The sequence below is a fragment of the Kitasatospora sp. NPDC127111 genome (assembly GCF_042677465.1).
Lineage (GTDB): Bacteria > Actinomycetota > Actinomycetes > Streptomycetales > Streptomycetaceae > Kitasatospora.
Genome location: NZ_JBHXTG010000040.1, coordinates 1 through 23,948, shown reverse-complemented (window position 1 = coordinate 23,948; position 23,948 = coordinate 1). Strand labels below are relative to the sequence as shown.

The window sequence follows — 23,948 nt, the reverse complement described above, 5'->3', positions numbered from 1 at the left end:
CGTCCCGGCGGCCACCCGCCTCACGCCCTAGCCTCCCGCCTCACGTCCTGGCCACCCGCCTGCCGCGCCCCCGCCTGCCCCGCCCCCGACTCCCGCCCCCGGAACGCCCGCCGGTACTCGCGCGGCGCCACGCCCACCCGGGAGACGAAGGCGGGCCGCAGCGACACCGCCGAGCCGAAGCCGCAGCGGACGGCGACGGCGTCGACCGGCAGGTCCGTCTCCTCCAGCAGGCGCTGCGCCGTGAGCACCCGCTGCTCCAGCAGCCAGCGCAGCGGCGTGGTGCCGGTCGCCTCCACGAAGCGGCGGGCGAACGAGCGCTCCGACATCAGCGCCACCCCGGCCATCCGGCGGACCGTCCACGGGGTGTCGAGCGCGGCCAGGATCTCGGCCCGGGCGCGCGCCAGCGGGTCGTCCACCGCGGCCTCGGGGACGGGGGACGGGATGAACTGGGCCTGGCCGCCGGTGCGGAACGGCGCAGTGACCATGGCGCGGGCGATGACGGCGGCAACCTGCTGGCCGTGGGCGGCGCGGACCAGGTGCAGGCAGAGGTCGATGCCCGCCGCCACCCCGGCGGAGGTCCAGATGCCCTCCTCGCCGGTGAACAGCACCTCCGGCCGGACGTCCACCGCCGGGTGGCGGCGGGCGAGTTCGGCGGCGAGCGCCCAGTGGGTGGTGGCCGTCCGGCCGTCCAGCAGACCGGCCTCGGCGAGCACGAAGGCGCCCGCGCAGAGCGAGGCGACGGTGACGCCCTGCGCGTGGGCGGCGCGCAACGCGTCGAGCACGGCCGGGTCGCGCTGCTCGCGCACGTCCTCCATTCCCGGCACGACGACCACGTCGCAGTCCGCGAGCGCGTCCAGCCCGAAGTCCGGCACCCGTTCCAGGCCGCCGCCGAGCCGCAACCGTGCCCCCTCCGCCCCGCAGACCCGCAGCTCGAAGGGGGGCAGCCCGGGCCTGGTGGCCCGGTTCGCCCACACCTCGCCGATCACCGCGTAGTCGAACGCCCGCACCCCGTCGAAGATCAGGCAACCCACCGTCCGCATGGCAGGATCGTATCGATGGGTGGCTGCGGCGCCCATCACGGCCGGTCGCCCGGCCGCCGCAGGATGGACGCATGACGAACACCAGTGCATTCGACGCCCCGCTCACCCTCGACTCCGACGCCGTCCTGGTCGTCATCGACGTCCAGAAGGGCTTCGAGGACTACGCGTTCTGGGGCGAGCGCGACAACCCCGGGGCCGAGCAGCGGATCGGCGAGCTGATCACGGCCTGGGAGACCACCGGGCGGCCGATCGTGACGGTCCAGCACGCCTCCGCGGCCGGCCCGCTGGTGGCCGGCACCCCGGGGTACGAGCTGAAGGACTTCGTGGCGGCGGTCAAGCCCGACCTGCACATCACCAAGACCGTCAACAGCGCCTTCTACGGCACCCCGGACCTGCACGCCTGGCTCCAGGCGCGGGGCGCCCGGCAGGTCGTGATCGTCGGGATCATCACCAACGTGTGCAACGAGACCACCGCCCGGATGGCCGGCAACCTCGGCTACGACGCGATCTTCCCGGTCGACGCGATGCACGCCTTCGACATGACCGGCCCCGACGGCGTGACCGTCCCCGCCGCCGAACTCGCCCGCGCCACCGCCACGGTGCTGCACGCGATGCGGTTCGCCAAGGTGGTCACCACCGAGGCCGTGCTCACGGCGGCGGGCGCCGGTCAGCCGGCGATCGCCTGAGCCTGCGGGATCAGCCGAAGAGCGCGCGATAGGCGGTGCCCTCCTCCGCGTTGAGCAGCACGAGATCGCGGCCCGGTCCCGGCCCGGTGGCCACCTCCCGGAGCCGGGCCAGGGCCGCTGCCTCGCTGGGGAGTTCGAGCCCGAGGGCGGCGGCGGCCGCGTCCCGCTCGGCGAGCAGGCCGGGCTCGTCCTCCAGGTACCACTCGGCCGCCTCGGCACTCTCCTCCACGGTGAACTTCCGGCAGTCCCGCCACCACGGGACGGCCAGCAACAGCCGGATCAGCTCCGGCAGGCCGATCGCCACCAGCGCGGCGCCGCCCTCGGAGTCGGCGTAGAGGACGGGTCGTTCATCGCCGCCCTCCCCGCAGAGGAAGTACGTACCGCCTGCCCCGTCCCCGGCGATCGGCTCCAGCGACTCACCGGACGCGAGGACGACCTCCTCCACGTGCTCGGTGCCGTCGAGGTCGAAGTCGGAGGTGCAGCGCAGGAATTCCTCGGCGGCCTCGGTGGAGCGGACGGTGGCGAGCAGCGCATGCGACATGCCCTCCACCTTAGGGTCCGCCGCTGACGGGCGGCCCTCAGCCCACCCGCTCGGCGAGGAACCGCTCCCAGGTCCGGCGGCCCGTCTCGGCGCCCGCGAGGGTCAGGTTGTCGCCGGCCCGGTAGGCGCGGCCGACCTTGCCGGGGACGCGGACCGGCAGCATCGGCCGGCTCTTGCCGCGCGCCCTGAGGTAGCCGCGGACCAGCTCGGCCATCGGGTACACCGTCGGGCCGGCCAGGTCCGGGACGCGGCCGGCCGGGTCGTCCAGCGCCAGTTCGACCAGCCGGGCCGCCACGTCGCGGGAGTCGACCGGCTGCCAGCGGATCCCGCCGGGGGCCGGCACGAGCGGGAGCTTCGCCATCCCGGCCGCCACCTTCAGCGCCAGGTCGTGGAACTGGGCGGCGCGCAGCGTGGTGTACGGCAGGCCGGAGCCCTCGACGGCCCGCTCGGCGCCCAGCTTGGCGCGGAAGTAGCCGAGCGGGACCCGGTCCGCGCCGATCACGGAGATGTGGACGAGGTGCCGCACCCCGGCGCGCCGCGCGGCGCGCACCAGGTTGGCGGTGGCCACGTCGTCGCCCTTGGGGCCGCCGGCCAGGTGCAGCACGGTCCCGACACCCGCCACCGCGGCGTCGGTGCCCTCGTCCTGGAGCAGGTCGCCGGTCACGTAGCTGACGCCGTCCGCCGCCGGGCGGGCGTTGCGGGTGAGCACCCGGACGTCGCGGCCGGCCGCGCGCAGCAGCGGGAGGACGTGGCTGCCGAGGGTGCCGGTGCCGCCGGTCACGAGGACGGGGGCGTTCGTCCCGGGCTCGTTCGTCGCGGTCGCCTTCGGCCCGGGCTCGTTGGTCCCGGTCGCGTTCGGCCTGGGCGCGTTCGTCATGGTCGTCTCCGATTCGTCCCGGCCGGGAGTTGATCTCCCGGCCGCAGCCGTTAGGTTTCGTGGTTCTGCAGCTTTCGTGGTTCTGCAGCCCTGACCCGCGGCGACGAAGGAATGTGACACGGTGGACGAGAAGGTTTTACCGGCCGGAACAGCGACCGAGCGCTTCGAGGAGCACCGGCCGCACCTGCGCGCCGTGGCGTACCGGATGCTCGGCTCGATCAGTGAGGCGGAGGACGCCCTCCAGGAGACCTGGCTGCGGTACGACCGCACCGACACGAGCGAGGTCGAGAACCTCGGCGGGTGGCTGACCACGGTGGTGAGCCGGGTCTGCCTGAACCTGCTGCGCTCGCGCGAGCAGCGGCGCGAGGACCCGCTGGAGTTGCGGATCCCGGATCCGCTGCTGGCGCGTGAGGGCGGCGTGGTCGACCCGGAGCAGGAGGTCCTGCTGGCCGACTCGGTCGGGCTGGCGCTGATGGTGGTGCTGGAGTCGCTGTCGCCGGCCGAGCGGGTGGCGTTCGTGCTGCACGACCTGTTCGCGGTGCCGTTCGAGGACATCGCCCCGCTGATCGAGAAGACCACGGCCGCCACCCGGCAGTTGGCGAGCCGGGCCCGCCGCAAGGTCCAGGGGCAGGCGCCGGCGCCCGACCGGGACCTCGCCCGGCAGCGGGTGGCCGTCGACGCCTTCTTCGCCGCCACCCGCACCGGGGACCTGGACGCGCTGCTCGCCGTGCTCGACCCGGAGGTGGTGCTGCGCTCGGACGGCGACGTCGGACGGCTCCGCGGCACGGTGGTGCTCACCGGCGCCCGGACGGTGGCGGGCCAGGCGGTCCTGTACCACTCGCTCGCGCCGTACGCGCGTCCGGCGCTGATCAACGGCGCCGCCGGGGTCGTGGTGATCGGCGCCAACGGCAGGCTGGTCGCGACCATGGCGTTCACGGTGGTGGGCGGCGTGATCGTCGCGATCGACGTGCTGTCCGACCCGGAGCGGCTGGGCGCGCTCGACGTGTCGGCCTTCCGGGACTGACCCGGCGTCGGTACGCGACCGCCCCCGCACGGCTGCCGTGCGGGGGCGGTCGTCGTCCGTGGGCCGGGCTCAGCCCTTCTTGGACAGGAAGTCGTACGCACCGGCGGCGACGTCGTCCAGGTACGGGCCGGCCTGGAACTTCGGGTCGCCGGTGTGCTTGCCCACCGACACGTTGCTGACCAGGACCGGCTTGCCGTCCCGGACGGCCAGCCAACCGCCGCCGCTGGAACCGGCGGTCATGCCGCAGCCGATCACCAGCATCGGCGGGCGCGAGGGCTCGTAGGACAGCCGGCCCGGCTTGCCGCTCTCGCAGTGGTTCAGCTCCATGCCGTCGTACGGCGGAGCGGCCGGGTAGCCGAACTCGCTGATGCTCAGCTGGTCGCGCGGGGCGTTGAACCAGACCGGCAGCGCGCCGCCGACCGTCTCCTCCAACGACTTGCCGTTCGGGGGCTGCACCCGGATGATCGCGAAGTCGTAGTGGGTGGCCGCGTCACCGGTCTTGCCGCCCTCGGCCTTCCACTGCGGGGAGGTGACGGCCTGCGTCCCGGCCCAGACGCCGAACGGCGCGTACTGGGACTCGTCCGCCTGCTTGCCGCCGCTCAGCGCGGCGCTGCTGTTGAACGCCGGGATGAAGGTGATGTTGCTGTAGAACGAGCCGCCCTTGCCCTGGTGGACGCAGTGGCCGGCGGTCCACACCAGGTTGCTCTTGCCGGGGTGGGCCGGGTCGGCCACCACGGTCGCGGAGCACTGGTTGTGGTTGAGGCCGCCCGCGGCGTTCGGGCCGCTGCCCGGCGCGTCGGCGAACAGCTTTCCGTGCACGCCGTACTTGGTGTACGGGTGCTGCACGGGCTGGGCGTCGACGGTCTTCGGCAGCGGGTCGTTGCCGTTGTCGCCCGGCTGGGCGGGCTGGCCCGGCTGCGCGGGCTGGGCGGGCTGGGCCGGCGGCTGGGCGGGCTGGCCCGGCTGGGACGGCTGGGCGGGCGGCTGCGCGGGCTGGCCCGGCTGGGAGGGCTGCGCGGGCTGGGCCGGGGCCTGCGACTTGGGCGGCGCCGGGGCCTGCGAGGCCGGCTGCTGGGTGGTGGACGGCTTCGGCGCGGCCGGCGTGGTCGGGTGCCCCGGCTGGGTGGGCTGCCCGGCCGGCGGCTTGGCGCCGGGCGCCGTGCTCGCGGGCGCCGGGGCCGGCGGCTGGCCCGGCTGGGACGGCTGCGCGGGCTGACCCGGCTGGGCGGGCGGTGCGGGCGGCGCGGCCGGCGGCGCGATCGGCTCGTCCGGCTTCGCCTGGAGCAGCTTCTCCAGCGTCCAGAAGCCCTTGCTGGCGGCCGGGAGGGCGTAGTCCTTCGCCCACTTCTCCCAGTCCTCGAACTTCCACTTCTTCAGGTCGTCGAGGTTGGCCGGGAGTCCGAGGTTGGGCGCGCCCGCCGTGGCGGCGGCATCGGCCGAGCTGTTGTCCGGGCCGCAGGCCGAGGTGCCGAGCAGGGTGAGCGCGAGCACCGAGGCGCCGAGGACGGCGCGCGCGGAGCGGGTGGTTCTGGCTGACGGTGACATGAACGTCTGATCCCCCTGTGTGGAAACGCACGGCGCCGTCAGGGCGGCGCCATGGTGCGCGGGGGAGTATTCCACTACCCGTCAGCACGCCGTCGGCCACCCCCGTCGGCTCACCCGCCGCCTCGGTGGAAGCCGGCGGGCCCCGGTGGAAGCCGGCGGGCTCGGGGAGAAAGCCGACGGCCCGGGGCGCGGAACTCCGCACCCCGGGCCGTCGGACGGCTCGCCGGATCAGCCGTAGATCGTGAACACCATGTCGGCCTGGCCCGCGTACGCGTTGCTCAGGGCGAACACGTGGCTGCTCGGGCGGAACACGCCGAAGGTCGTCCGGCCCTTGCCCAGCCAGTCGCCGACCACCGGCAGGTCGCCCTTGACGCCGTAGGAGGCGGTCGAGACGCTGCCGTCGTCGTGACGCAGGATGAACAGGTTCGGGTCACCCGCGTTCCGGCCGGGCCGGAACAGCCCGAACTGGGCGTGGTGCACGCCGTCCCAGTCGCCCACCACGGGGATGTCGCCGGCGTCGCCGAAGCGCATCGTGCTCACCGAGCCGTCGTCGTGCCGGACCGCCAGGGTGCCGGTGCTCGGACGGTAGATGCCCAGCTGGTCGTGGCCGTTGTGGTCCCACGCGCCGACCGCCGGGAGGTCGCCCGGGTCACCGAAGCGGACCGCGGAGACGGAACCGTCGGCGTGCTGCAGGGCGAAGGTGCCGATGCCCGGGCGGTAGATGCCCAGCCGGCACTGGCAGCCGTTGTCCCACCCGCCGACGACCGGGAGGTCTCCCGGGTCACCGAACTGGTAGGTCATGCCGGCCTGGGCCGACACCTTCTGGTAGGACACCGCCCAGCGGCCGTTGTCGAAGAGGGCGAGCTGGCTGGTGGGCCCACCGAAGTACCCCGCGACCGGCACGCCCGCCTGGGGACCGGAGACGTAGCGCCGCACCGTCGAGCTGGCCGAGCGGCCGTGGTCGTCGGTGACGGTCTCGGTCACCGTGTAGGTGCCGGCGACCCCGTAGTCGTGGGTCAGGCCGTTCGGCGGGTTCGCGCCGTCGGTCACCACCGGGGCGGAGCCGTCACCGAAGTCGACCGAGTAACGGCTCACCGGCCACGGGCTGTTGCTCTGGTCGGTGACCTTGATCCGGGCGACGGTGCGGTCGTCCTGGCCGATCGCCGGGCTCACCCAGATGGCGCCGGCCGGGGCGATCGTCACCTTGGCGGTCGAGGTGCGGACCAGGCCGGTCTCGCTGGTCGCCGTGAGCGTCACCGTGTAGGTGCCGGCGTCCGGGTAGTCGTGGTCGTAGGAGTTGGTGCCGGCGGTCACCGAGACCGGGTCACTGCCGTCGCCGAAGTCCACGCGGGCGCCGGCCGGCGCCCATCCCCCGGTGTAGGAGTAGCTGATCCGGGCCTTCAGCGGGTGCCCGGCGGTGGGGTACGGCGTCGTCCAGACCGAGGCCGACATGGTGTCCTGGAGCTCGATCGCCCCGCGGTCGGTGTAGCCGCTCCCGGTGCCGGTGTTGGCGACCTTCGGGTGGTCCGCGCGCGGGTTGCCGTAGAGGTCGGTGTCCAGCATGCCGGGGGCCGACTCGTCGGCCGCGTCCGTCACGCCCTGGGCGGCGAGCGGCGAGAGCTGGTCACCGCCGTAGGCGCCGAGCTTCGGGTCGGAGCCGTAGTCGTGCGCGCCCTGGCCGGTGGCCGTGAACGCGGAGGGGTTGGCGTAGGTCGTCCCGCCCCAGGTGTAGCCGGACCCGCCGATGGGCGCCGCGACCACGTTGTAGTCGGCCTTGGTGCCCGCCGTCGAACCGGCCGACACCGTCAGGTTGGTGAACGGCGACTGCTTGCCGTCCGCGCAGGCGAACGCCGGGAGCTTGGAGAGGATGTTGTTCTCGACCGTCGCGCCCGAGGAGTTCCCGGCCAGCGACAGGTCGCTCCCGCAGTTCTGCGCGAAGGTGTTGCCGACCACCACGGTGCCGGGGGCGTCCGTGATCAGCACGCCCTCGGCGGGGTTGTCGGTCACCTCGTTGGTGGTGATGACGGTCCCGGTGACGCCGGCGTCGACGGCCAGGCCGACCGTGCCCGCGTCGCCGATGACGTTGCGCCGCACCGTGACCGCCGCGCTCTTGCCGGTGATCCGGACGCCGGGGGTCGCTTCGGGGTAGGCGCGGACCCCGTTGTAGACGGGGTTGCCGGCGACCACGGTGTTGCGGTCGAGGACGATCCGCTCGGAGTCCTGGACGAGGACGCCCTCCTGCGGACCCACGAACTTCAGCCCCGTCACCGTGACGTCGTGCACGCCCGCGAGGACCAGGCCGTGCGGCGCGGGCTTCGCGGACTCGGTCCAGGACTGGGCGCCCACCGCGGTGGTCGCCGTGCCGTAGACCAGGTCACCCTGGAGCGTGATCGGCTTGTCGGGGAGACCGGAGTGCTTGACCGTGACCTGCTCCGGGTAGCCGTAGCCCGGCGCGATCTGGACGGTCTGGCCCGGCTGCGCGGCGTCGGCCGCGGCCTGGATGGTGCAGTACGGCTGTGCCACGGTGCCCGAGCCCGCGTCCGAGCAGTTCGCGTTGGGCGCGCTGTTGACGTGGAGCACGGTGGATTCGGCGTGGGCGAGCGGTGGCAGCACGACACCGGTGGCGGCCGAACTCGTGACGGCGACGGCGACGGCGAGGCCGACGCGACGTCGGATGGACATTGGTCCCCCTGAGAGAGTGATGTCTCGTTCTGCGCCGGTTTCGATGGAGCACGTGCTCGATTCGTGCCGACGACGAGGCGATCAGTATCCACGAGGCCCGCGGCCCCCTACGGGGCACCCCCGGCACCGCGCCGCCCGCACGCCACGCCCGCGCCGGACGCCGCCCGCACGCCACGCCCCCGCCGGACGCCGGCGCCCTCCCGGCGGGGGAGCCGCAGCGGGGGAGCCCGGCGGAGGCCGCCTACCGCCCGACCCCGCCGTCCAGCTGCTCGCGGATGATGTCGGCGTGGCCGGCGTGCCGGCCGGTCTCCTCGATCATGTGGACCAGCAGCCAGCGCATCGACGGCGCTTCGCCGTCGGGCCGCAGCGAGCGGACGCCGGGGCGGTCCAGGTGGCCGGCCGCGGCGGTGATGACCTCGTTGGCCCGGGCGATCGCCGCCCGGTAGGCGGCGACCGACCCGGCCACCGTCTCGTCGCCCGGTGAGGGCGCGTCGTCGTCCCAGGGCTCGACGTCGTCGCCGCGGTAGGCCCAGAGGAACCAGTTGAGTTCGACCGCGGTGAGGTGACGGACCAGCCAGAGCAGGCTGGTGCCGGAGGCGACGCCGGGGCGGCGGGCGTCCTCGTCGGAGAGGCCGTCGGTCTTGCGGATCACCGCCTCGCGCAGGTAGTCGAGGAAGGTCAGCAGGGTGGTCGGCTCGTCGGCGTCGAGGCCGGGCGGGCGGACGTCGGAGCGCTTGCGCGCGGCGGAGTTCTCGGTCACGCCCGCCACCCTAGGACGACGGCGTCAACCCTGACGAGGCGTCACCACCCCTGGCCGTGCAGCCAGTCGGCGAGGTGGCGGGCGCAGTCGTCGACGGCCTCCCGCCAGGTGTGCACGGCACCGTCGCCGGCCTCGTCGCTGACGTGCTTGACCAGCCGGACCGGCACCCCGGCCCGGTGGGCGACGGAGGCGACGGCGTAGCCCTCCATGTCGACCAGGTCGGCGTGCTCGGCCAGCCGGTCGCGGGCGGCGGCCGAGGAGACGAAGAGGTCACCGGTGGCCAGGATCGGGCCCTCCCCCTTGCCGACCACCAGCGGCGCGCCGTAGGTGCGGCCGGTGAGTTCGAACAGGGCCGGGCTGTCGAGGTCGTGCTGGATCACCTGGGTGACCGTGTGGGTGCCCTCCCAGCCGGGCCGCAGCGCGCCGGCGGTGCCGAGGTTGAGCACCTCGGAGGGGTGCGCGCCCCGCGCCAGCACGGTCGCCAGCGCGGCGGCGGAGTTGACCTTCCCGATCCCGGTGAGCAGCACCGGCAGCCGGTCGCCGAGGTAGGCGGCCTCCTCCCGGACGGCGACGACGACGAGCGGGCGGTCGGCGGAGATCGTTCCCATCAGGCGCATACCGCCATGGTACGGACGGCGGCTGCCCGGCCGGCGGCCCGACGACCCCGAGCCCCCACAAGCGGACCCCTCCCCTCCGGGGGTCCGCGGAACCGCATAGGGTGCATCCCGCGTCGACCCGTTCGCCGCCCGCCCCGCACCCGGGACGGCCGGCCCGGCCTGATCGGCGGACAGGCCCCGGCACTCTCGCAACCAGGTTCGGAACCGGTGCCCGCCACGGCACTCGGCGATGCTCAACATCGGCGCAAGTCGGGTGTGGCCGCGGGGAGCGACGGCCATACTGCTGGCAACGGCCGGGCCCGGGACGACGGGCCGGGCCACAGGGGAGGGTGGGGCAGGTGGCGACACCGGTACGAACGGAGCGGCCGGGCGTGGGGGCGCCGGCACGGCCCGGCGGCGGAGCCGCGGTGAGGGGGCCGGGCCTGCCGGCCAGGCTCGCCCGGGCCACCCGGACGGCACCGGGCCGGCTGCGGCTGGCCGGTGCGCTGGTGGCGGTGGTCACCGTCGCGTTCGGCGCGCTCACGGCCTGGCAGGTGGAGTCCCGGGCGCAGGCCGCGCAGCGGGTGGTCTCGTACAGCCAGCCGCTGAGCCAGGCGGCCGCCGACATCAACCGCGCGCTGGCCGACGCGGACACCACGGCGGCCACCGGCTTCCTGCTGGCCGGCGCCGAGCCGAAGGCCGTCCGCGACCGCTACGAGCAGGACCTCGCGACCGCGTCCCGGCTGATCGCCGAGGCGGCCGCGCGGACCACCGCCTCCTCCCCCGCCCAGGGCTGGCTCGCCGCCCTCAACCAGCAGGTGCCGGTCTACGCCGGCCTGGTGGAGAACGCGCGGGCGAACAACCGGCAGGGCTACCCGCTCGGCGGCGCCTACCTGCGCTACGCCTCGGACCAGATGCGCACCGTCCTGCTGCCGGCCGCCGCCCAGCTCACCGCCGCCGAGAACCGGGAGCTGGCGGACGACTACGCCGCGGCCCGGGCGGTGCCGTGGGCCGCGTACGGGCTGGGCGTGCTGGCGCTCGCGGTGCTGGGCTGGGTCCAGGTGGTGCTGTTCCGCCGGACCAACCGGGTGTTCAACGTGGGGCTGCTGGGCGCGACCGCCGCCGTGCTGGCCGGGGTGCTCTGGCTGACCGTCGCGGGGCTGGGGGCGCGCGGCGCGCTGGAGGAGAGCGAGCGGAAGGGCGCCGCGCCGCTGCGCGCGCTCAACGCGGCCCGGGTGGACGTGCTGACGGCCCGGCTGGCGGAGAACCTGCACTACGTCGCCCGCGGCTCCAGCGCCCAGTACGCCGACCTCTGGGCGAAGACCACCGGGCGCCTGTCCGGCACGGGCCCCCGGGGCGAGCCGACCGGCAGCCTGGCCGACGCCGAACGGCTGGCCCCGGCCGACGCCCGGGCGGCCATCACCGAGGCCGGGCAGCAGTACCGGCACTGGAGCGAGCAGCACGCGGCCGCGAGCAGGCTGGAGAGCGTCGACGGGGACTACCAGGGCGCGGTGGACGCCACCGTGACCGCCAACGCGGCGGACGCGGCGAAGACCGCCGACGCCTCGTTCAACGCCACCGACCAGCGGCTGGCGCAGGCCGCCGGGGCCGAGCTGAAGCAGTTCGAGCGGGCCGCCGGTGGCACCGACGGGGACCTGCGCACCGCCGCCGTGGCGGTCGCGGTGCTGGCCCTGGTGGCGGCCGTCGCGGCGGCCCGCGGCCTCGGCCGGCGACTGGCCGAGTACCGGTAGAGGGGGACGGACATGAGGCGCAGCAAGACCGTACGGGCCCGGTCGGTGACGGCCGTGGCGCTGCTGGCGTCCTGCGCGGCGGTGCTCGGCGCGGGAAGCCCGCAGGGTGCCGTACTGCCGGCGGCCGAGCGGGCGGCCGCGGCGCCGCGGGCGGGGCAGCAGGAACAGCGGCAGGAGCAGGACGGCCCCTGCGACGTCTACAAGAGCGTTCCGCCGAGCGGTGAGGACGGCCCGGCGGTGAAGGCCATCAAGGCCAAGCGCAGCCTGGTCATCGGCATCGACCTGAACAGCTACCGCTGGGGTGCCCGCAACCCGAACACCGGTCAGCTGGAGGGCTTCGACATCGACCTCGCCAAGGCGATCGGCACCGCGATCATGGGCGACCCGGACAAGGTGGTCCTCAAGTCGGTCCCGACCGCCGACCGGATCAAGTTCATCCAGGACGGCAAGGTCGACCTGATCGTCCGCACCATGACGATCACCTGCAAGCGCATGGAGGAGGTGGCCTTCTCCCGGCCGTACTTCACCATCACCCAGCGGGTGGTGGTGCCGAAGTCGTCCCCGGCGAAGAACCTCGACGAGGCGCTGACGGACCGGACCGTCTGCGCCGCCGCCGGTTCCTCGGCCGCCGACCTGCTGAAGACCCGTCCGGTCAAGCAGCTCGTCACGCCGGAGAACAACCTGGACTGCCTGGTGCTGATGCAGCTGGGCAAGGTCGAGGCGACCATGACCGACGACGTCCTGGCGGCCAGCCAGGCGGCCCAGGACCAGACCGTCCGGGTGGTGGACGGCGAGGTCCAGCCGGGCGTGATGGGCGTCGCGATGCTCAGGAGCAGCCCCGACCTGACGGCCCGGGTGAACCAGGTGCTCGCCGACTACTACGCGAGCGGCGCCTGGCGCGGCACGTACGACCGCTGGCTCAAGCCGTACCTGCTGAACGACGCCGACCACTACTGGCCGGCGGCGCATTGACCGGCCGGGGAGGGAACCGCCGCCCGGCGACCGGCCTCGCGGCCCGGGCCCCCGACGGAACTTCGACGACCGGGTCCGGTCCGGGCCCGCGACCGCAGGCTAGGGTCGGTGATCGACCCGGGACCGACCGTCCCGGGGACACCAGGACGACCAGGACGAAGAGGGGGAGACGGCCTTGGCAGCTTCGGCCGGCCCGGTACTGAGCCGGGAGGAGGTGGACCGCGCGCTGGCGCGCCTCGGCGCCGAACGCGACGCGGTCGAGTCGGCACTGCTCTCGCTCCAGGACCACCCGGGCCTGCGGCTGCTCGACGGCGCCGAGCTGACCGGGCGCACCCAGGAGCGCTGGGCCGTCGCCGGGCAGGGCCTGCCGCTGCTCTGGTCGCTGTTCGACCGCTACTCGGAGGCGCTGGCCTCGGCCCGCGCGGTCCGGGCCCGCAAGGCCAAGCCGGGCTCGGCCGAACTCGCCGAGCTCAGCGAGCTGCTGACCGGTGACGCCGTCACCGTGCCCGGCGGCGCGGCGCCGGACGGCCCGCAACTGCTCGGCGCGCCCGCCAAGTTGGTCGAGCGGGTCAGCCTGGACGAGCTGATGGAGCGGATGAACTCCTGGTACGCCACCGTGCTGGAGGTGGTCTGCGCCGCCGACGCCGTCTGGTCCGCGCTGCCCGCCCGGATCGACCTGCTGCTGGCCGAGCTGGGCCGGGTGCAGACGCTGGCCGGCTCGCTGGGCGTGCACGCGGGCGGGCACCCGCTCGGCGACGACCTGGCCGGGCTGGCGGCCGACCTGACCGGGCTGCGGGCCGAGGTGCGCAGCGACCCGCTGGCGCTGTGGCGGCCGGCCCGCGTCCCCGCCCAGCGCGGCACCGTCCCGGACGGCACCGCCCTGGCCACGCCGTCCGGGGTGGTGGACACCGAGCGGTTCGACCGGGCCGGGCGGGCGCTGGACGGCGTCCGGCTGGAGCTGGAGGACCTGCTGCGGCTGCGCGACGACGCCGAGGAGCGGCTGCAGGGCGTCGGCGACCTGCTGCAGCGCGCGGACGCCACGCTGGCCGAGGCCCGCCGGGCGCGCGGCGAGGTGCTGGCGAAGATAGCCGCCACCGAGGTGCCCGCGGTGCCCGGGCCCGCCTCGGCGCTGCGCGAACGGATCGTGCTGGCCCTGGAGTTGCGCCAGAGCGGGCAGTGGCACCGGCTGGCACCGCTGCTCGACGCGCTGGAGGACGCGGCCGCCAAGGAGCTGACCCGGGCCCGCCGGTCGCTGACCGAGGTGACCCAGCCGCTGGCCGTCCGGGCCGAACTGCGCGGGCGGCTGGACGCGTACAAGGCGATGGCGGCCCGGCTGCGGGTCGCCGAGGACCCGGAAGTGATCGAGCGGTACGAGAAGGCGCGCTGGCTGCTGTGGAGCGCGCCGTGCGACCTGCGGGCGGCGGCCGCGGCCGTGGCGCGCTTCCAGCAGTCGCTGCGCCCGGCCCCGGCCGAGCCGGCCGGGGCCGGGCACGACGGCGGGCAGTCGGACGACGGGCAGTCGGACGGCGGGCGGCCCGGCGGGGAGCCGGTCGACGGAGCGGCACGGGGACAACAGGGACTGGGGGGCTGAGGTTCATGGGCGAGGCGTGCGTACGGCCGGAGTGCACCGGCAGCGGGACGATCGACCCGGACGGCTACTGCGACGAGTGCGGGCTCGCACCGGCGGGCACGGTGTCGACCGGGACCGGGAGCGGAACCGGAACCGGTGCCGGCGCCACCACCACCGGCGGCACCGGCACCGGCACCAGGGCCGGGACCGCCGCAGCGGCCGCGGGCCCCGGCGACCCCTGCCCGCGCGACTGCACCGGCACCATCGACCCCGACGGCTACTGCGACGAGTGCGGCCTCACCGCCCCCGGCCCCGACACCGGGATCACCCAGCCGTACGTCCCCTCCGCCCGGGTCTCCCCCGACTCCTCGCGCACCGGCTCCTCCCGCACCGGCTCGGCCCGCACGATGTCCGGCCGCTCCCGCCCGCACCGCTCGACCCGCACCGGCAGCGGCTCGGTCTCGGTGGTCAGCAGCCGCCGCACCGACAGCGCCGGCACCCGCGGCCGGCTCGGCGCCGGCCTGGTGACGGTGCCCAGCGTCCCGGCGGCCGACCCCTCGCAGGCCGTGCTGGAGAACCCGGAGGTGCCGGAGCGCAAGCGGTTCTGCTCCAAGTGCGACGCCCCGGTGGGCCGGGAGAAGAACGGCCGCCCGGGCCGCCCCGACGGCTTCTGCACCAAGTGCGGCACGCCGTACTCGTTCACGCCCAAGCTGCGCCGGGGGGACCTGGTCGGCGGGCAGTACGAGGTGGTCGGCTGCCTGGCGCACGGCGGGCTCGGCTGGATCTACCTGGCGGTGGACCGGCGGGTCAACGACAAGTGGGTGGTGCTGAAGGGCCTGCTCGACACCGGGGACGAGGACGCGCTCGCGGTGGCCGTCGCCGAACGGCGGTTCCTGGCCGAGGTGGACCACCCGAACATCGTCCGCATCATCAACTTCGCCGAGCACCCGGACCTGCGCACCGGCTCCACCGACGGCTACATCGTGATGGAGTACGTCGGCGGCAAGTCGCTCAAGGACATCGCCAACGAGCGCCGCACGCCGGAGGGCCGGCGCGAGCCGCTGCCCGTGGAGCAGGCCATCGCGTACGCGCTGGAGGCGCTGCCCGCGCTCGGGTACCTGCACGGCCGGGGCCTGGTCTACTGCGACTTCAAGATCGACAACGTGATCCAGAGCGGCGACACGCTCAAGATCATCGACATGGGTGCCGTCCGCCGCTTCGACGATGACGGCCCGATCTACGGCACGATCGGCTACCAGGCACCGGAGATCGCCGCCGAGGGCCCCTCCCCCGCCTCCGACCTCTACACCGTCGCCCGCACCCTCGCGGTGCTCACCTTCGACTTCCAGGGCTACAGCACCACCTACCGCGACTCGCTGCCCGGCCCGGAGTCCGTGCCGGTCTTCGCCGCGTACGAGTCGTACTACCGCTTCCTGGTCCGGGCCACCGACCCGGACCCGGCCCGCCGGTTCGCCTCCGCCGAGGAGATGGCCGACCAGCTCACCGGCGTGCTGCGCGAGGTGCTGGCACTCCAGGACGGCCGGCCGCGGCCCTCGCTCTCCACCCTGTTCGGCCCGGAACTGCGCGTGGTGGACACCGAGTTGGTGCAGCCCCCGGTCCGGCCCGGCGAGCTGCGGGTCACCGCGCTCGACCCGGCCGCCGCCGCGCTGGCGCTGCCCGTCCCCCGGGTCGACCCGGCCGACCCGAACGCCGGCTTCCTGGCCACCCTGCTCGCCACGGACCCGGAGGAGGCGCTCACCGCGCTGGCCGGCGCGCCCGCCGACTCCGTCGAGCGCCGGCTGCGCGAGCTGCGCGCCCACCTCGAACTCGGGCACCACGACGCCGCCGTGGAGGCGCTCACCGAGCTGCAGCGGAACCACCCGGACGACTGGCGGGTGGTCTGGTACCGCGGCCTGACCGCCCTGGTCGGCGCCGCCGCCCACCGCGCCGAGGCGGGCCCGGACACCCCGGCCACCCCTGGTGCCCAGGCCGCCCCGGACGCCGCCACCACCCGGGCCGTTCCGACCGCCACCGCCCCGGCCGCCCCGGCCGGGGCCGAGGCCGAGGACACGCCCGAACAGCAGGCGCTGCGGGCCGCCGCCGAGGCCTTCGACGCCGTCTACGACGCCTTCCCCGGCGAGAGCGCCCCGAAGCTGGCCCTCGCCATCTGCGCCGAACTCCTCGGCGACGGCGGCGACGCGACCGAGTTCTACCGCCTGGTCTGGAGCACCGACCACGCGTACCTGAGCGCCGCCTTCGGGCTGGCCCGGGTCCGCCTCGCCGTGGACGACCGGGCCGGCGCCGTCGACGTCCTGGAGTCGGTGCCGGCCACCTCCAGCCAGTTCACCGCCGCCCGGATCGCCGCCGTCCGGGCCCGGCTGCGCGAACGGCCCGCCACCGACCCGCTCGGCGCCGACCTCGGCGCCGGCTCCGCGCAGCTGACCGCGCTCCGCCTCGACGACCGCCGCCGCGAGGAGCTCTCCGTCGAGGTGCTCACCGCCGCCCTCGACTGGGTCAGGGCGGGCTCGGCGGGCGAGACCGGGCTCGGCCGGACGACCGGCGAGATCGACGTCCTCGGACGGCCGGCCGTCGAACGGGAACTGCGGTTCGCACTGGAGCAGTCCTACCGGGTACTCGCCCGGTTGGCCGACCGGGCCGAGACCAGGATCGAGATGGTGGAGCGGGCCAACCGTGCCCGTCCCAGGACGTGGGTGTGACCAATGCCGCAGCAGACCGTGTGCCAGAGCTGTGCCGAGCCGCTGGAGCCGGAGGACAAGTATTGCGGCTCCTGCGGGACCGGCCGGGACGGCCGGCCGGCCCCGGGCGCGATGCCCGCGAGCTGGTCCGCCGCCCCCGGCCGGGCCCCGGGAGCGCCGGCCGCCCCCGTCGGGGAGCACCCGCCGACCGTGCCCAACGTGCCCACCGTCCCCGCCCAGGGCGGCCCGGTGTGCGTGCACTGCGGCAAGCCGCAGGTCGCCGGTGACGGCTACTGCGAGGCCTGCGGCGGCGCCCAGCCGCGCCCACGCGACCACATGGAGAAGTCGCTCGCCGGCGTCGCCGGGGTCAGCGACCGCGGCGTGCGCCACCACCGCAACGAGGACTCCTTCACCGTCGCCGCCACCTCGCTGCCCGGCGGCGAACCGGTCGTGGTGGCCGTGGTCTGCGACGGCGTCTCCTCCTCCGACCGGCCCGACCAGGCCTCCGAGACCGCCGTGGACGCCGCCTCGGAGTCGCTGCTCACCGCGCTGGAGGCCGGCCGCGAACCCGCCGGGGCGATGCGCCGGGCGATCGCCGACGCGGCCGCCGCCGTCGCCGCCCTCGCCGAGGACGGCTCCTCCCCGCACCGGCCCGACGTCAACGCCCCCGCCTGCACCTACGTCAGCGCGATCGCGTCCGGCGGCCGGGTCACCATCGGCTGGGTCGGCGACACCCGGGCGTACTGGATCCCGGACGACCGGGTCGCCGCCGAACCGTTCCGGCTCACCCAGGACGACTCCTGGGCCGCCCGGATGGTCGAGGCCGGCCTGATGGGCGAGGCCGAGGCCTACGCGGACCCGCGCGCCCACGCCATCACCGGCTGGCTCGGCGCGGACGCCGAGGAGGTGATCCCGCACACCCTGGACTTCACCCCGCACGTCCCCGGCGTCCTGCTGATCTGCACCGACGGCCTCTGGAACTACGCCGAGGCCGCCACCGACCTGGCGTACTACGTCCGCCCGGACGCCCGGACCGAGCCGCTCGCGGCCGCCCAGACCCTGGTGAAGTTCGCCGTCGCGGCCGGCGGGCACGACAACATCACCGTCGCGGTGCTGCCGATCGACCCGCCCGCCGGGCTGGCCGGCGCCGAGCGCGCCGCCACGGGCGAGGACGGGCGCACCGCCACCGCGCTCGACCTGCCGGTGGTCAGGCCGGACGCGGCCGGGGCGGCCGACGAGGAGGACCACGACCCGACCCTGCCGGACCTGCCGGTGATCGGCTCGCCCGCGGCCCCGCTGCCGCCTGCGCCGCCGGCCCCGCCCGCCGCTCCGCCGCAGCCGCCGCACCCGCCGGTGGGCTGACGCCCCCGCGCCCAACCGCGCCCGCCCACCCACCGGCGCCCACCCCACCGACCGTACGCACCAACCGACCATCCGACGGGAGCCACCGGCCCATGGCAACACTGGCTAAGCCGAACCTGCCCAGGTTCGACGTGGAGATCTTCCAGAACGAGTTCCTCGCGGACGGCGCCCGCGAGGTGAACGCCATCGTCACCGTCACCGCCACCGGTGGCGGCACCTCCGGCGGCCGTCCGCTCGGGGTCGCGGACGCCGGGCCGCAGGGCCCCGACGCGCAGTCCGCCGCCGTGGTGATCATGGTCGACTGCTCCGGTTCGATGGACTACCCCGCCAGCAAGATGCGCGGCGCCCGGGAGGCCACCGCCGCCGCCATCGACACCGTCCGCGACGGCGTCGCCTTCGCCGTGGTGGCCGGCACCCACGAGGCCCGCGACGTCTACCCCGGCGACGGCACCCTCGCGATCGCCTCGGACGACACCCGCGCCCGGGCCAAGGAGGCGCTGCGCCGCCTCACCGCGGCCGGCGGCACCGCGATGGGCACCTGGCTCGCCAAGGCCGACAAGCTCTTCCTGACCCGCCACGACATCGCCATCCGGCACGCCATCCTGCTCACCGACGGCAACAACGAGCACGAGTCCGCCGCCGACCTGGACCGCGCCATCGAGCGGGTCACCGGCCACTTCACCGCCGACTGCCGCGGCGTCGGCACCGACTGGCGGGTGGACGAGCTGCGGAAGATCTCCTCCGCGCTGCTCGGCACCGTCGACATCGTCGCCGAGCCGTCCGGCCTCACCGAGGACTTCCGCTCGATGATGGCCGGCGCCATGGGCAAGCAGGTCGCCGACGTCGCCCTGCGGATCTGGACGCCCGCCAACGCGGTGGTGAAGTTCGTCAAGCAGGTCGCCCCCGCCGTGGAGGACCTCACCGCCCGCCGCACCGAGGCCGGGCCGCGGGCCGGCGACTACCCGACCGGCTCCTGGGGCGACGAGAGCCGCGACTACCACGTCTGCGTCGAGGTCCCGGCCGCCGCCGTCGGCAACGAGATGCTCGCCGCCCGGGTCAGCCTCGTGCTGCCGCCGCAGACCGGCAACACGCCCGAGGTGCTCTCCCAGGGCCTGGTCAAGGCGGTCTGGACCGACGACCTCGCCTCGTCCACCCGGATCAGCCCGCAGGTCGCCCACTACACCGGGCAGGCCGAGCTGGCCTCGTCCATCCAGGAGGGCCTGGAGGCGCACCGGGCCGGGGACGTGGACCGCGCGACCGCCAAGCTCGGCGCCGCCGTCCGGATCGCCCACGCGACCGGCAACGAGGGCACGTTCAAACTGCTGCAGAAGGTGGTCGACGTGGTCGACCCCAAGGAGGGTACGGTTCGGTTCCGTAAGAACGTGAGCGAGGCCGACTCGATGACCCTCGAGACCCGGTCGACCAAGACCGTCCGTGTGAAGAAGTGACCGCTGAAGAAGCCGACCGGGCCGAGGCCCCGGCCGGGCGCTGCCCCAGCTGGCTGGAATTGAGGGGGACCTGATGCCGATCTGCCCGAGGGGGCATGAGTCGCAGGCCGAGGACTGGTGCGACTTCTGCGGCTTCCCGATGACACCACCGTCGCCCGTCCCGCCGCCGCCGGGCACGCTCCCGGGCGCGCCCGGGGCTCCCGGCGCGCACGGCGCGCACGGCGCGCACGGGCACGGCGCGCACGGCGGGTCGCCGTTCGGCGGGCCGGTGCCGCCGGCCGCCGTGCCGCCGCCCGGCCCGGTACCCGGTCCCGTCGCACCGGCGGCGCCGGCGGCCGGCCAGGGCTTCCCGGACCTCACCGAGGGCCTGGTGCTCTGCCCGATCTGCCGCAGCCCGCAGACCGGGCGGTTCTGCGAGGAGTGCGGGTACGACTACGACCTCTCCACGCCCTCGCGCCGCCAGCCCCCGGCCGCCGGAGCCCCGGTGCCCGGGCCCGTCCCCGCGCCGCCCCCGCTGAACATCCCGGCGGCCTACGGCGGCCCGCAGCCGCCGGCCCCGCCCGCCCAGCCGCAGGCCCCGCAGCCGTACCCGCAGGAGCACGCCCAGCCCCCGGCCCCGCCGCGGCCGGCCCAGCCCGGCGCGCCGTCCGGCTACGGCTACCCCCCGGCCGCGCCGGCCGGTCCGCCGTACCAGGAGACGCCCTTCCAGGAGCCCGCGTACCCGGAGCCGGCGTACCCCCAGCCCGCTCACCCCGGGCCCGCTCAGCCCGCGCCCGCTCAGTCCGCGCCCGGGTACCCCGAGCCGCTGCCGCGCGAGGACTCCGGCCCGGTCTACGCCCAGCCGGGCCCGACCGGGCGCGGCGGGGAGTTCGGCACCTCGTTCAACCTGGCCCCGCCGGTCCCCCAGCAGCCGCAGCAGCCCCAGCCGGTGGCGCCGGGCCAGGCCGCACCCGGCCAGGGCCTCCCGCAGCCGGAGCCGGTCCGGGCCAACTGGATCGCCGTGGTCGCGGCGGACCGCGACTACTTCACCGAGATGATGGCCCGCAGCGGCCCGGAGGCGGCGGGCCTGTTCTTCCCGCCGTACTGCCCGGAGCGGCGCATCCCGATCACCGGCCGCGGCCAGCTGCGGATCGGCCGGCGCAGCCAGCACCGCGGCACCGTGCCGGAGATCGACCTGTCCGTCCCGCCGGAGGACCCGGGCGCCTCGCACCAGCACGCGCTGCTCGCCGAGCAGTCCGACGGCAGCTGGGTGCTGGTCGACCAGGACTCCACCAACGGAACCACGGTGAACGGCGGCGCCGAGCCGATCACCCCGCACACCGCGATCCCGCTGACCGACGGCGACCGGATCCACATCGGGGCGTGGACCACCATCACCCTGCACCGCGCCTGAGCGGTCCCCGGAGCTCGGCACCGGGCCGGACGGGGCGTCAGCTCCCGTCCGGCCCGGCCGCTTCGACGGCCCCGGTCGGGGCCCCGGCCGCCGCTCCGGGGCGGTGATCGTCAAATCGCGCTCAGAAACATGCGCGGAACCGCCCGTTGCCCCTACTCTCAGGCCCCATGACTGCTGCTATATCCGCCGACGGGATCCGTCAGCGGTACGGGGACGTGCAAGCCGTCGACGGGGTGTCACTGACCGTCGAGGCCGGCGAGTTTTACGGGATCCTGGGCCCGAACGGCGCCGGGAAGACCACCACGCTGGAGATCCTGGAGGGGATCCGCAAGCCCGACGAGGGCCGGATCGAGCTGCTGGGCATGGCGCCCTGGCCGCGCAACCCGAAGCTGCTGCCGCGCATCGGCGTGCAGTTCCAGGCCTCCGCCTTCTTCAACAAACTGACGGCGCGGGAGACCATCCGCACCTTCGGCTCCTTCTACGGCGTCGGCCCCAAGCGGGCGGACGCGATGCTGGAACGGGTCGGCCTGACCGAGTCCGCCGGCGTGATGACCGACAAGATGTCCGGCGGCCAGGCCCAGCGCCTCTCCATCGCCTGCGCGCTGGTCCACGACCCGGAGCTGGTCTTCCTGGACGAGCCCACCACCGGACTCGACCCGCAGGCCCGCCGCAACCTCTGGGACCTGCTCCGGACCATCAACGCCGAGGGCCGCACGGTCGTCCTGACCACCCACTACCTGGACGAGGCCGAGGTGCTCTGCGACCGCGTCTCGGTGATGGACCACGGCAAGGTCCTGAAGACCGGTGCCCCGGCCGCACTGGTCCGCGAGATCGACGACACCGTGCGGATCAGCGTCGAGTCCGGCCTGCTCACCGCCGAGCGGACCCGCGAGCTGCTGGCCGCCGCCGGTGCCGAGGTCACCTCGGTGGACGACGACGGCGTCTCGCTCGCCGTCGCCACCCGCCTCCCGGCCCCGGTGCTCTCCGTGCTGGCCGAGCAGAACGCGCTGCGCGGCCTCGAGGTGCGCGGCGCCACCCTGGAGGACGTCTTCCTCCAGCTCACCGGACGGGAGTACCGCGCATGAGCGCCGAGCACACCGGCAGCGGGACGGCGGCCGTGCCGTCCCAGCGCAAGCCCGGCACCGCCCCCACCGCGCCCGTCGGGCAGCCGGAGCGCGAGCGGGTCAGCGCCTTCGCCAGCCTCTCCCGGGTGATGCTGGTCGCCTTCGTCCGGGACAAGTCGGCCGTCTTCTTCGTGCTCCTCTTCCCGCTGATGTTCCTGCTGCTGTTCGGCACCCTGCTCAAGGGCGCCACCAGCCCGCACGCCAAGGTGGTGCAGGTCGGCGCCGTCCAGGTGCTGGACGCGGTGCAGGGCGACGGCCGGGCCGAGCTGGAGAAGGTCCTGGCCATCAGCCGCAGCGACGACGAGGCCGCCTCGCTGGAGAAGGTCCGCAAGGGCGACGTGGACGCCCTGATCAAGCAGGGCCCGGACGGGAGGATCGAGCTGCGGTTCAGCGCCGCCGACCAGGTCCGCGCCGGGTCCGTCCAGGGCATCGTCAACTCGGTGGTCCAGCAGGCCAACCAGGCCGCTTCCGGCAAGCCGCCGGCCTTCACGCTGGACTCCGCCCGGGTCGAGGACGAGTCGCTGAAGCCGATCCAGTTCCTCACTCCCGGCCTGCTCGGCTGGGCGGTCGCCACCGGCGCCGTGTTCAGCGCCTCGCTGACCCTGGTGACCTGGCGGAAGAAGCTGGTGCTGCGCCGGCTGCGGCTGGCCCCGGTCAGCGCCGGGGCGATCGTCTCCTCCCGGATCGCGGTCTCGGTGCTCACCGCCCTGGCCCAGACCGCGATCTTCCTGGTGGTCGCCACCACCCCGTTCTTCGGGCTGAAACTGACCGGCGACTGGTGGCTGATCATCCCGCTGGTGATCTGCGCGACCATCGCCTTCATGTCGATCGGCCTGCTGGCCGGGGCGCTCGCCAAGACCGAGGAGGCGGCCAACGGCATCTCGCAGATCATCGTGCTGCCGATGTCGTTCCTGTCCGGCTCCTTCTTCCCCACCGACGACATGCCGGGCTGGCTGAAGGCGATCTCCGAGGCGCTGCCGCTCCGGTACCTGGTCAAGGCCGCGCAGTCGGTGCTCTCCCGGGGCGGCGGCGTGATGGACGCGCTGCCGACGATGGGCGGGCTGCTGCTCTTCGCCGCCGTCTTCACCGCGATCGCCTGGCGGTTCTTCCGCTGGGACGACGCGTGACCGCGACGGAACGGCCGGCGGTCGGCTGACGCACGCCGCACGCCGCACGCCGCACGCCGCCGCGCACCCGCGGGGGTCGTACGCCGGGAGTCCTGGTCCCCAGGTCCCGGTGTACGGCCCCCGCGCCGTCTGCGACCATGGTCGGGTGAACGAGATCCGGCGTGGCACGCTCAGCGAGGAGACCTTCTTCGACCAGGTCGGCGGCGAGCCGACCTTCCGGCGACTGGTGCACCGGTTCTACCAGGGCGTCGCCGAGGACGAGTTGCTGCGGCCGATGTACCCCGAGGAGGACCTCGGCCCCGCCGAGGAGCGCCTCGCGCTGTTCCTGATGCAGTACTGGGGCGGCCCGCGCACCTACAGCGAGCACCGCGGCCACCCGCGGCTGCGGATGCGGCACGTGCCCTTCCGGGTGGACCGCGCGGCGCACGACGCCTGGCTGAAGCACATGCGGGTGGCGGTGGAGGAGCTGGCCCTGCCGGCCGACGCCGAGCGGCAGCTCTGGGACTACCTCACCTATGCCGCCGCCTCGATGGTCAACACCGAGGGCTGACCTCCCGGGGCAGCCGGCCGGCAGGCCGTCCGGGCCGTCCGGGGCCAGTCCGTCCGGATCGGGCCGTCCGGTCCGGGCCGGACCTCCGCCGTACGGGGCGGGGCGGTCCCTAGTGCTGTGACCGGATAGGTTCGCCGGGTTGCTGGATCACGCGGCGATGAGGGGTCTGCCGCCCCAGCGGATGCCCTTCTCGCTGCGGCTGCG

Annotated in this window: 19 protein-coding genes; 12 read left to right on the top strand and 7 right to left on the bottom strand. The window is 75.0% G+C overall.

Going from position 1 to position 23,948, the window contains the following annotated elements; all coding sequences use genetic code 11:
* Positions 1–20 precede the first annotated feature (20 nt).
* Positions 21–1,040 (bottom strand): GlxA family transcriptional regulator, encoded by a 1,020-nt coding sequence (locus tag ACFVHB_RS23320; protein ID WP_380325452.1) that lies wholly within the window; start codon positions 1,038–1,040, stop codon positions 21–23.
* A 71-nt stretch (positions 1,041–1,111) separates the two neighbouring features.
* Here ACFVHB_RS23320 and ACFVHB_RS23315 point away from each other — a divergent pair, with 71 nt between their 5' ends.
* A complete protein-coding gene (locus ACFVHB_RS23315; protein ID WP_380325449.1) occupies positions 1,112–1,726 on the top strand; it encodes a cysteine hydrolase family protein in 615 nt (204 codons plus the stop codon).
* A gap of 10 nt (positions 1,727–1,736) precedes the next feature.
* Here ACFVHB_RS23315 and ACFVHB_RS23310 read toward each other — a convergent pair whose 3' ends face one another.
* Both ACFVHB_RS23310 and ACFVHB_RS23305 read right to left on the bottom strand, forming a co-directional pair.
* On the bottom strand, positions 1,737–2,267 hold the full coding sequence (locus ACFVHB_RS23310; protein ID WP_380325446.1) for a hypothetical protein: 531 nt from the start codon (positions 2,265–2,267) through the stop codon (positions 1,737–1,739).
* A gap of 37 nt (positions 2,268–2,304) precedes the next feature.
* Positions 2,305–3,144 carry an SDR family oxidoreductase gene (locus tag ACFVHB_RS23305; RefSeq protein ID WP_380325443.1) on the bottom strand — a complete coding sequence of 280 codons (840 nt, stop codon included), beginning with the start codon at positions 3,142–3,144 and terminating at the stop codon, positions 2,305–2,307.
* Between the two features lie 121 nt (positions 3,145–3,265).
* Between ACFVHB_RS23305 and ACFVHB_RS23300 the strand changes: the two genes are divergently transcribed.
* A complete protein-coding gene (locus tag ACFVHB_RS23300) occupies positions 3,266–4,168 on the top strand; it encodes a sigma-70 family RNA polymerase sigma factor (protein WP_380325440.1) in 903 nt (300 codons plus the stop codon).
* A 69-nt stretch (positions 4,169–4,237) separates the two neighbouring features.
* Here ACFVHB_RS23300 and ACFVHB_RS23295 read toward each other — a convergent pair whose 3' ends face one another.
* The 4 genes from ACFVHB_RS23295 to ACFVHB_RS23280 form a co-directional block, all read right to left on the bottom strand.
* Positions 4,238–5,713 carry a hypothetical protein gene (locus ACFVHB_RS23295; RefSeq protein ID WP_380325437.1) on the bottom strand — a complete coding sequence of 492 codons (1,476 nt, stop codon included), beginning with the start codon at positions 5,711–5,713 and terminating at the stop codon, positions 4,238–4,240.
* 228 nt (positions 5,714–5,941) lie between these two features.
* Positions 5,942–8,395, bottom strand: a complete 2,454-nt coding sequence (locus ACFVHB_RS23290; RefSeq protein ID WP_380325434.1) for a PKD domain-containing protein — start codon at positions 8,393–8,395, stop codon at positions 5,942–5,944.
* Positions 8,396–8,636: 241 nt separating this feature from the next.
* Positions 8,637–9,155: a DinB family protein gene (locus ACFVHB_RS23285; protein WP_380325431.1), complete on the bottom strand. Its 519-nt coding sequence runs from the start codon at positions 9,153–9,155 to the stop codon at positions 8,637–8,639.
* A gap of 41 nt (positions 9,156–9,196) precedes the next feature.
* A complete protein-coding gene (locus ACFVHB_RS23280; protein ID WP_380325428.1) occupies positions 9,197–9,772 on the bottom strand; it encodes a nucleosidase in 576 nt (191 codons plus the stop codon).
* A 407-nt stretch (positions 9,773–10,179) separates the two neighbouring features.
* Here ACFVHB_RS23280 and ACFVHB_RS23275 point away from each other — a divergent pair, with 407 nt between their 5' ends.
* The 10 genes from ACFVHB_RS23275 (at position 10,180) to ACFVHB_RS23230 (ending at position 23,744) form a co-directional block, all read left to right on the top strand.
* Positions 10,180–11,502, top strand: coding sequence for a hypothetical protein (locus tag ACFVHB_RS23275; protein ID WP_380325425.1), 1,323 nt, complete (start codon positions 10,180–10,182; stop codon positions 11,500–11,502).
* Between the two features lie 12 nt (positions 11,503–11,514).
* Entirely contained in the window at positions 11,515–12,474 is a 960-nt protein-coding gene (locus ACFVHB_RS23270; protein ID WP_380325422.1) for a glutamate ABC transporter substrate-binding protein, read from the top strand.
* A gap of 175 nt (positions 12,475–12,649) precedes the next feature.
* Positions 12,650–14,065 carry a hypothetical protein gene (locus tag ACFVHB_RS23265; RefSeq protein WP_380325419.1) on the top strand — a complete coding sequence of 472 codons (1,416 nt, stop codon included), beginning with the start codon at positions 12,650–12,652 and terminating at the stop codon, positions 14,063–14,065.
* 5 nt (positions 14,066–14,070) lie between these two features.
* Positions 14,071–16,761: a tetratricopeptide repeat protein gene (locus ACFVHB_RS23260; RefSeq protein ID WP_380325416.1), complete on the top strand. Its 2,691-nt coding sequence runs from the start codon at positions 14,071–14,073 to the stop codon at positions 16,759–16,761.
* A 3-nt stretch (positions 16,762–16,764) separates the two neighbouring features.
* Positions 16,765–18,102 carry a PP2C family protein-serine/threonine phosphatase gene (locus ACFVHB_RS23255; protein ID WP_380325413.1) on the top strand — a complete coding sequence of 446 codons (1,338 nt, stop codon included), beginning with the start codon at positions 16,765–16,767 and terminating at the stop codon, positions 18,100–18,102.
* A gap of 92 nt (positions 18,103–18,194) precedes the next feature.
* Positions 18,195–19,550, top strand: coding sequence for a VWA domain-containing protein (locus ACFVHB_RS23250; RefSeq protein ID WP_380325410.1), 1,356 nt, complete (start codon positions 18,195–18,197; stop codon positions 19,548–19,550).
* A 73-nt stretch (positions 19,551–19,623) separates the two neighbouring features.
* Positions 19,624–20,943 carry an FHA domain-containing protein gene (locus tag ACFVHB_RS23245; protein ID WP_380325407.1) on the top strand — a complete coding sequence of 440 codons (1,320 nt, stop codon included), beginning with the start codon at positions 19,624–19,626 and terminating at the stop codon, positions 20,941–20,943.
* A 167-nt stretch (positions 20,944–21,110) separates the two neighbouring features.
* Positions 21,111–22,028 (top strand): ABC transporter ATP-binding protein, encoded by a 918-nt coding sequence (locus ACFVHB_RS23240; RefSeq protein ID WP_380325404.1) that lies wholly within the window; start codon positions 21,111–21,113, stop codon positions 22,026–22,028.
* Positions 22,025–23,194: an ABC transporter permease gene (locus ACFVHB_RS23235; RefSeq protein ID WP_380325401.1), complete on the top strand. Its 1,170-nt coding sequence runs from the start codon at positions 22,025–22,027 to the stop codon at positions 23,192–23,194. The genes ACFVHB_RS23240 and ACFVHB_RS23235 overlap by 4 nt, the downstream gene beginning before the upstream one ends.
* A gap of 145 nt (positions 23,195–23,339) precedes the next feature.
* Positions 23,340–23,744 carry a globin gene (locus ACFVHB_RS23230; protein WP_380325398.1) on the top strand — a complete coding sequence of 135 codons (405 nt, stop codon included), beginning with the start codon at positions 23,340–23,342 and terminating at the stop codon, positions 23,742–23,744.
* Positions 23,745–23,948: the final 204 nt, after the last annotated feature.

Bases quoted from the DNA above. Each gene is read 5' to 3' on its own strand.
- ACFVHB_RS23320 (WP_380325452.1), bottom strand. From the start codon at position 1,040: ATGCGGACGGTGGGTTGCCTGATCTTCGACGGGGTGCGGGCGTTCGAC.
- ACFVHB_RS23315 (WP_380325449.1), top strand. From the start codon at position 1,112: ATGACGAACACCAGTGCATTCGACGCCCCGCTCACCCTCGACTCCGAC.
- ACFVHB_RS23310 (WP_380325446.1), bottom strand. From the start codon at position 2,267: ATGTCGCATGCGCTGCTCGCCACCGTCCGCTCCACCGAGGCCGCCGAG.
- ACFVHB_RS23305 (WP_380325443.1), bottom strand. From the start codon at position 3,144: ATGACGAACGCGCCCAGGCCGAACGCGACCGGGACCAACGAGCCCGGG.
- ACFVHB_RS23295 (WP_380325437.1), bottom strand. From the start codon at position 5,713: ATGTCACCGTCAGCCAGAACCACCCGCTCCGCGCGCGCCGTCCTCGGC.
- ACFVHB_RS23290 (WP_380325434.1), bottom strand. From the start codon at position 8,395: ATGTCCATCCGACGTCGCGTCGGCCTCGCCGTCGCCGTCGCCGTCACG.
- ACFVHB_RS23280 (WP_380325428.1), bottom strand. From the start codon at position 9,772: ATGCGCCTGATGGGAACGATCTCCGCCGACCGCCCGCTCGTCGTCGTC.
- ACFVHB_RS23270 (WP_380325422.1), top strand. From the start codon at position 11,515: ATGAGGCGCAGCAAGACCGTACGGGCCCGGTCGGTGACGGCCGTGGCG.
- ACFVHB_RS23260 (WP_380325416.1), top strand. From the start codon at position 14,071: ATGGGCGAGGCGTGCGTACGGCCGGAGTGCACCGGCAGCGGGACGATC.
- ACFVHB_RS23255 (WP_380325413.1), top strand. From the start codon at position 16,765: ATGCCGCAGCAGACCGTGTGCCAGAGCTGTGCCGAGCCGCTGGAGCCG.
- ACFVHB_RS23250 (WP_380325410.1), top strand. From the start codon at position 18,195: ATGGCAACACTGGCTAAGCCGAACCTGCCCAGGTTCGACGTGGAGATC.
- ACFVHB_RS23245 (WP_380325407.1), top strand. From the start codon at position 19,624: ATGCCGATCTGCCCGAGGGGGCATGAGTCGCAGGCCGAGGACTGGTGC.
- ACFVHB_RS23240 (WP_380325404.1), top strand. From the start codon at position 21,111: ATGACTGCTGCTATATCCGCCGACGGGATCCGTCAGCGGTACGGGGAC.
- ACFVHB_RS23235 (WP_380325401.1), top strand. From the start codon at position 22,025: ATGAGCGCCGAGCACACCGGCAGCGGGACGGCGGCCGTGCCGTCCCAG.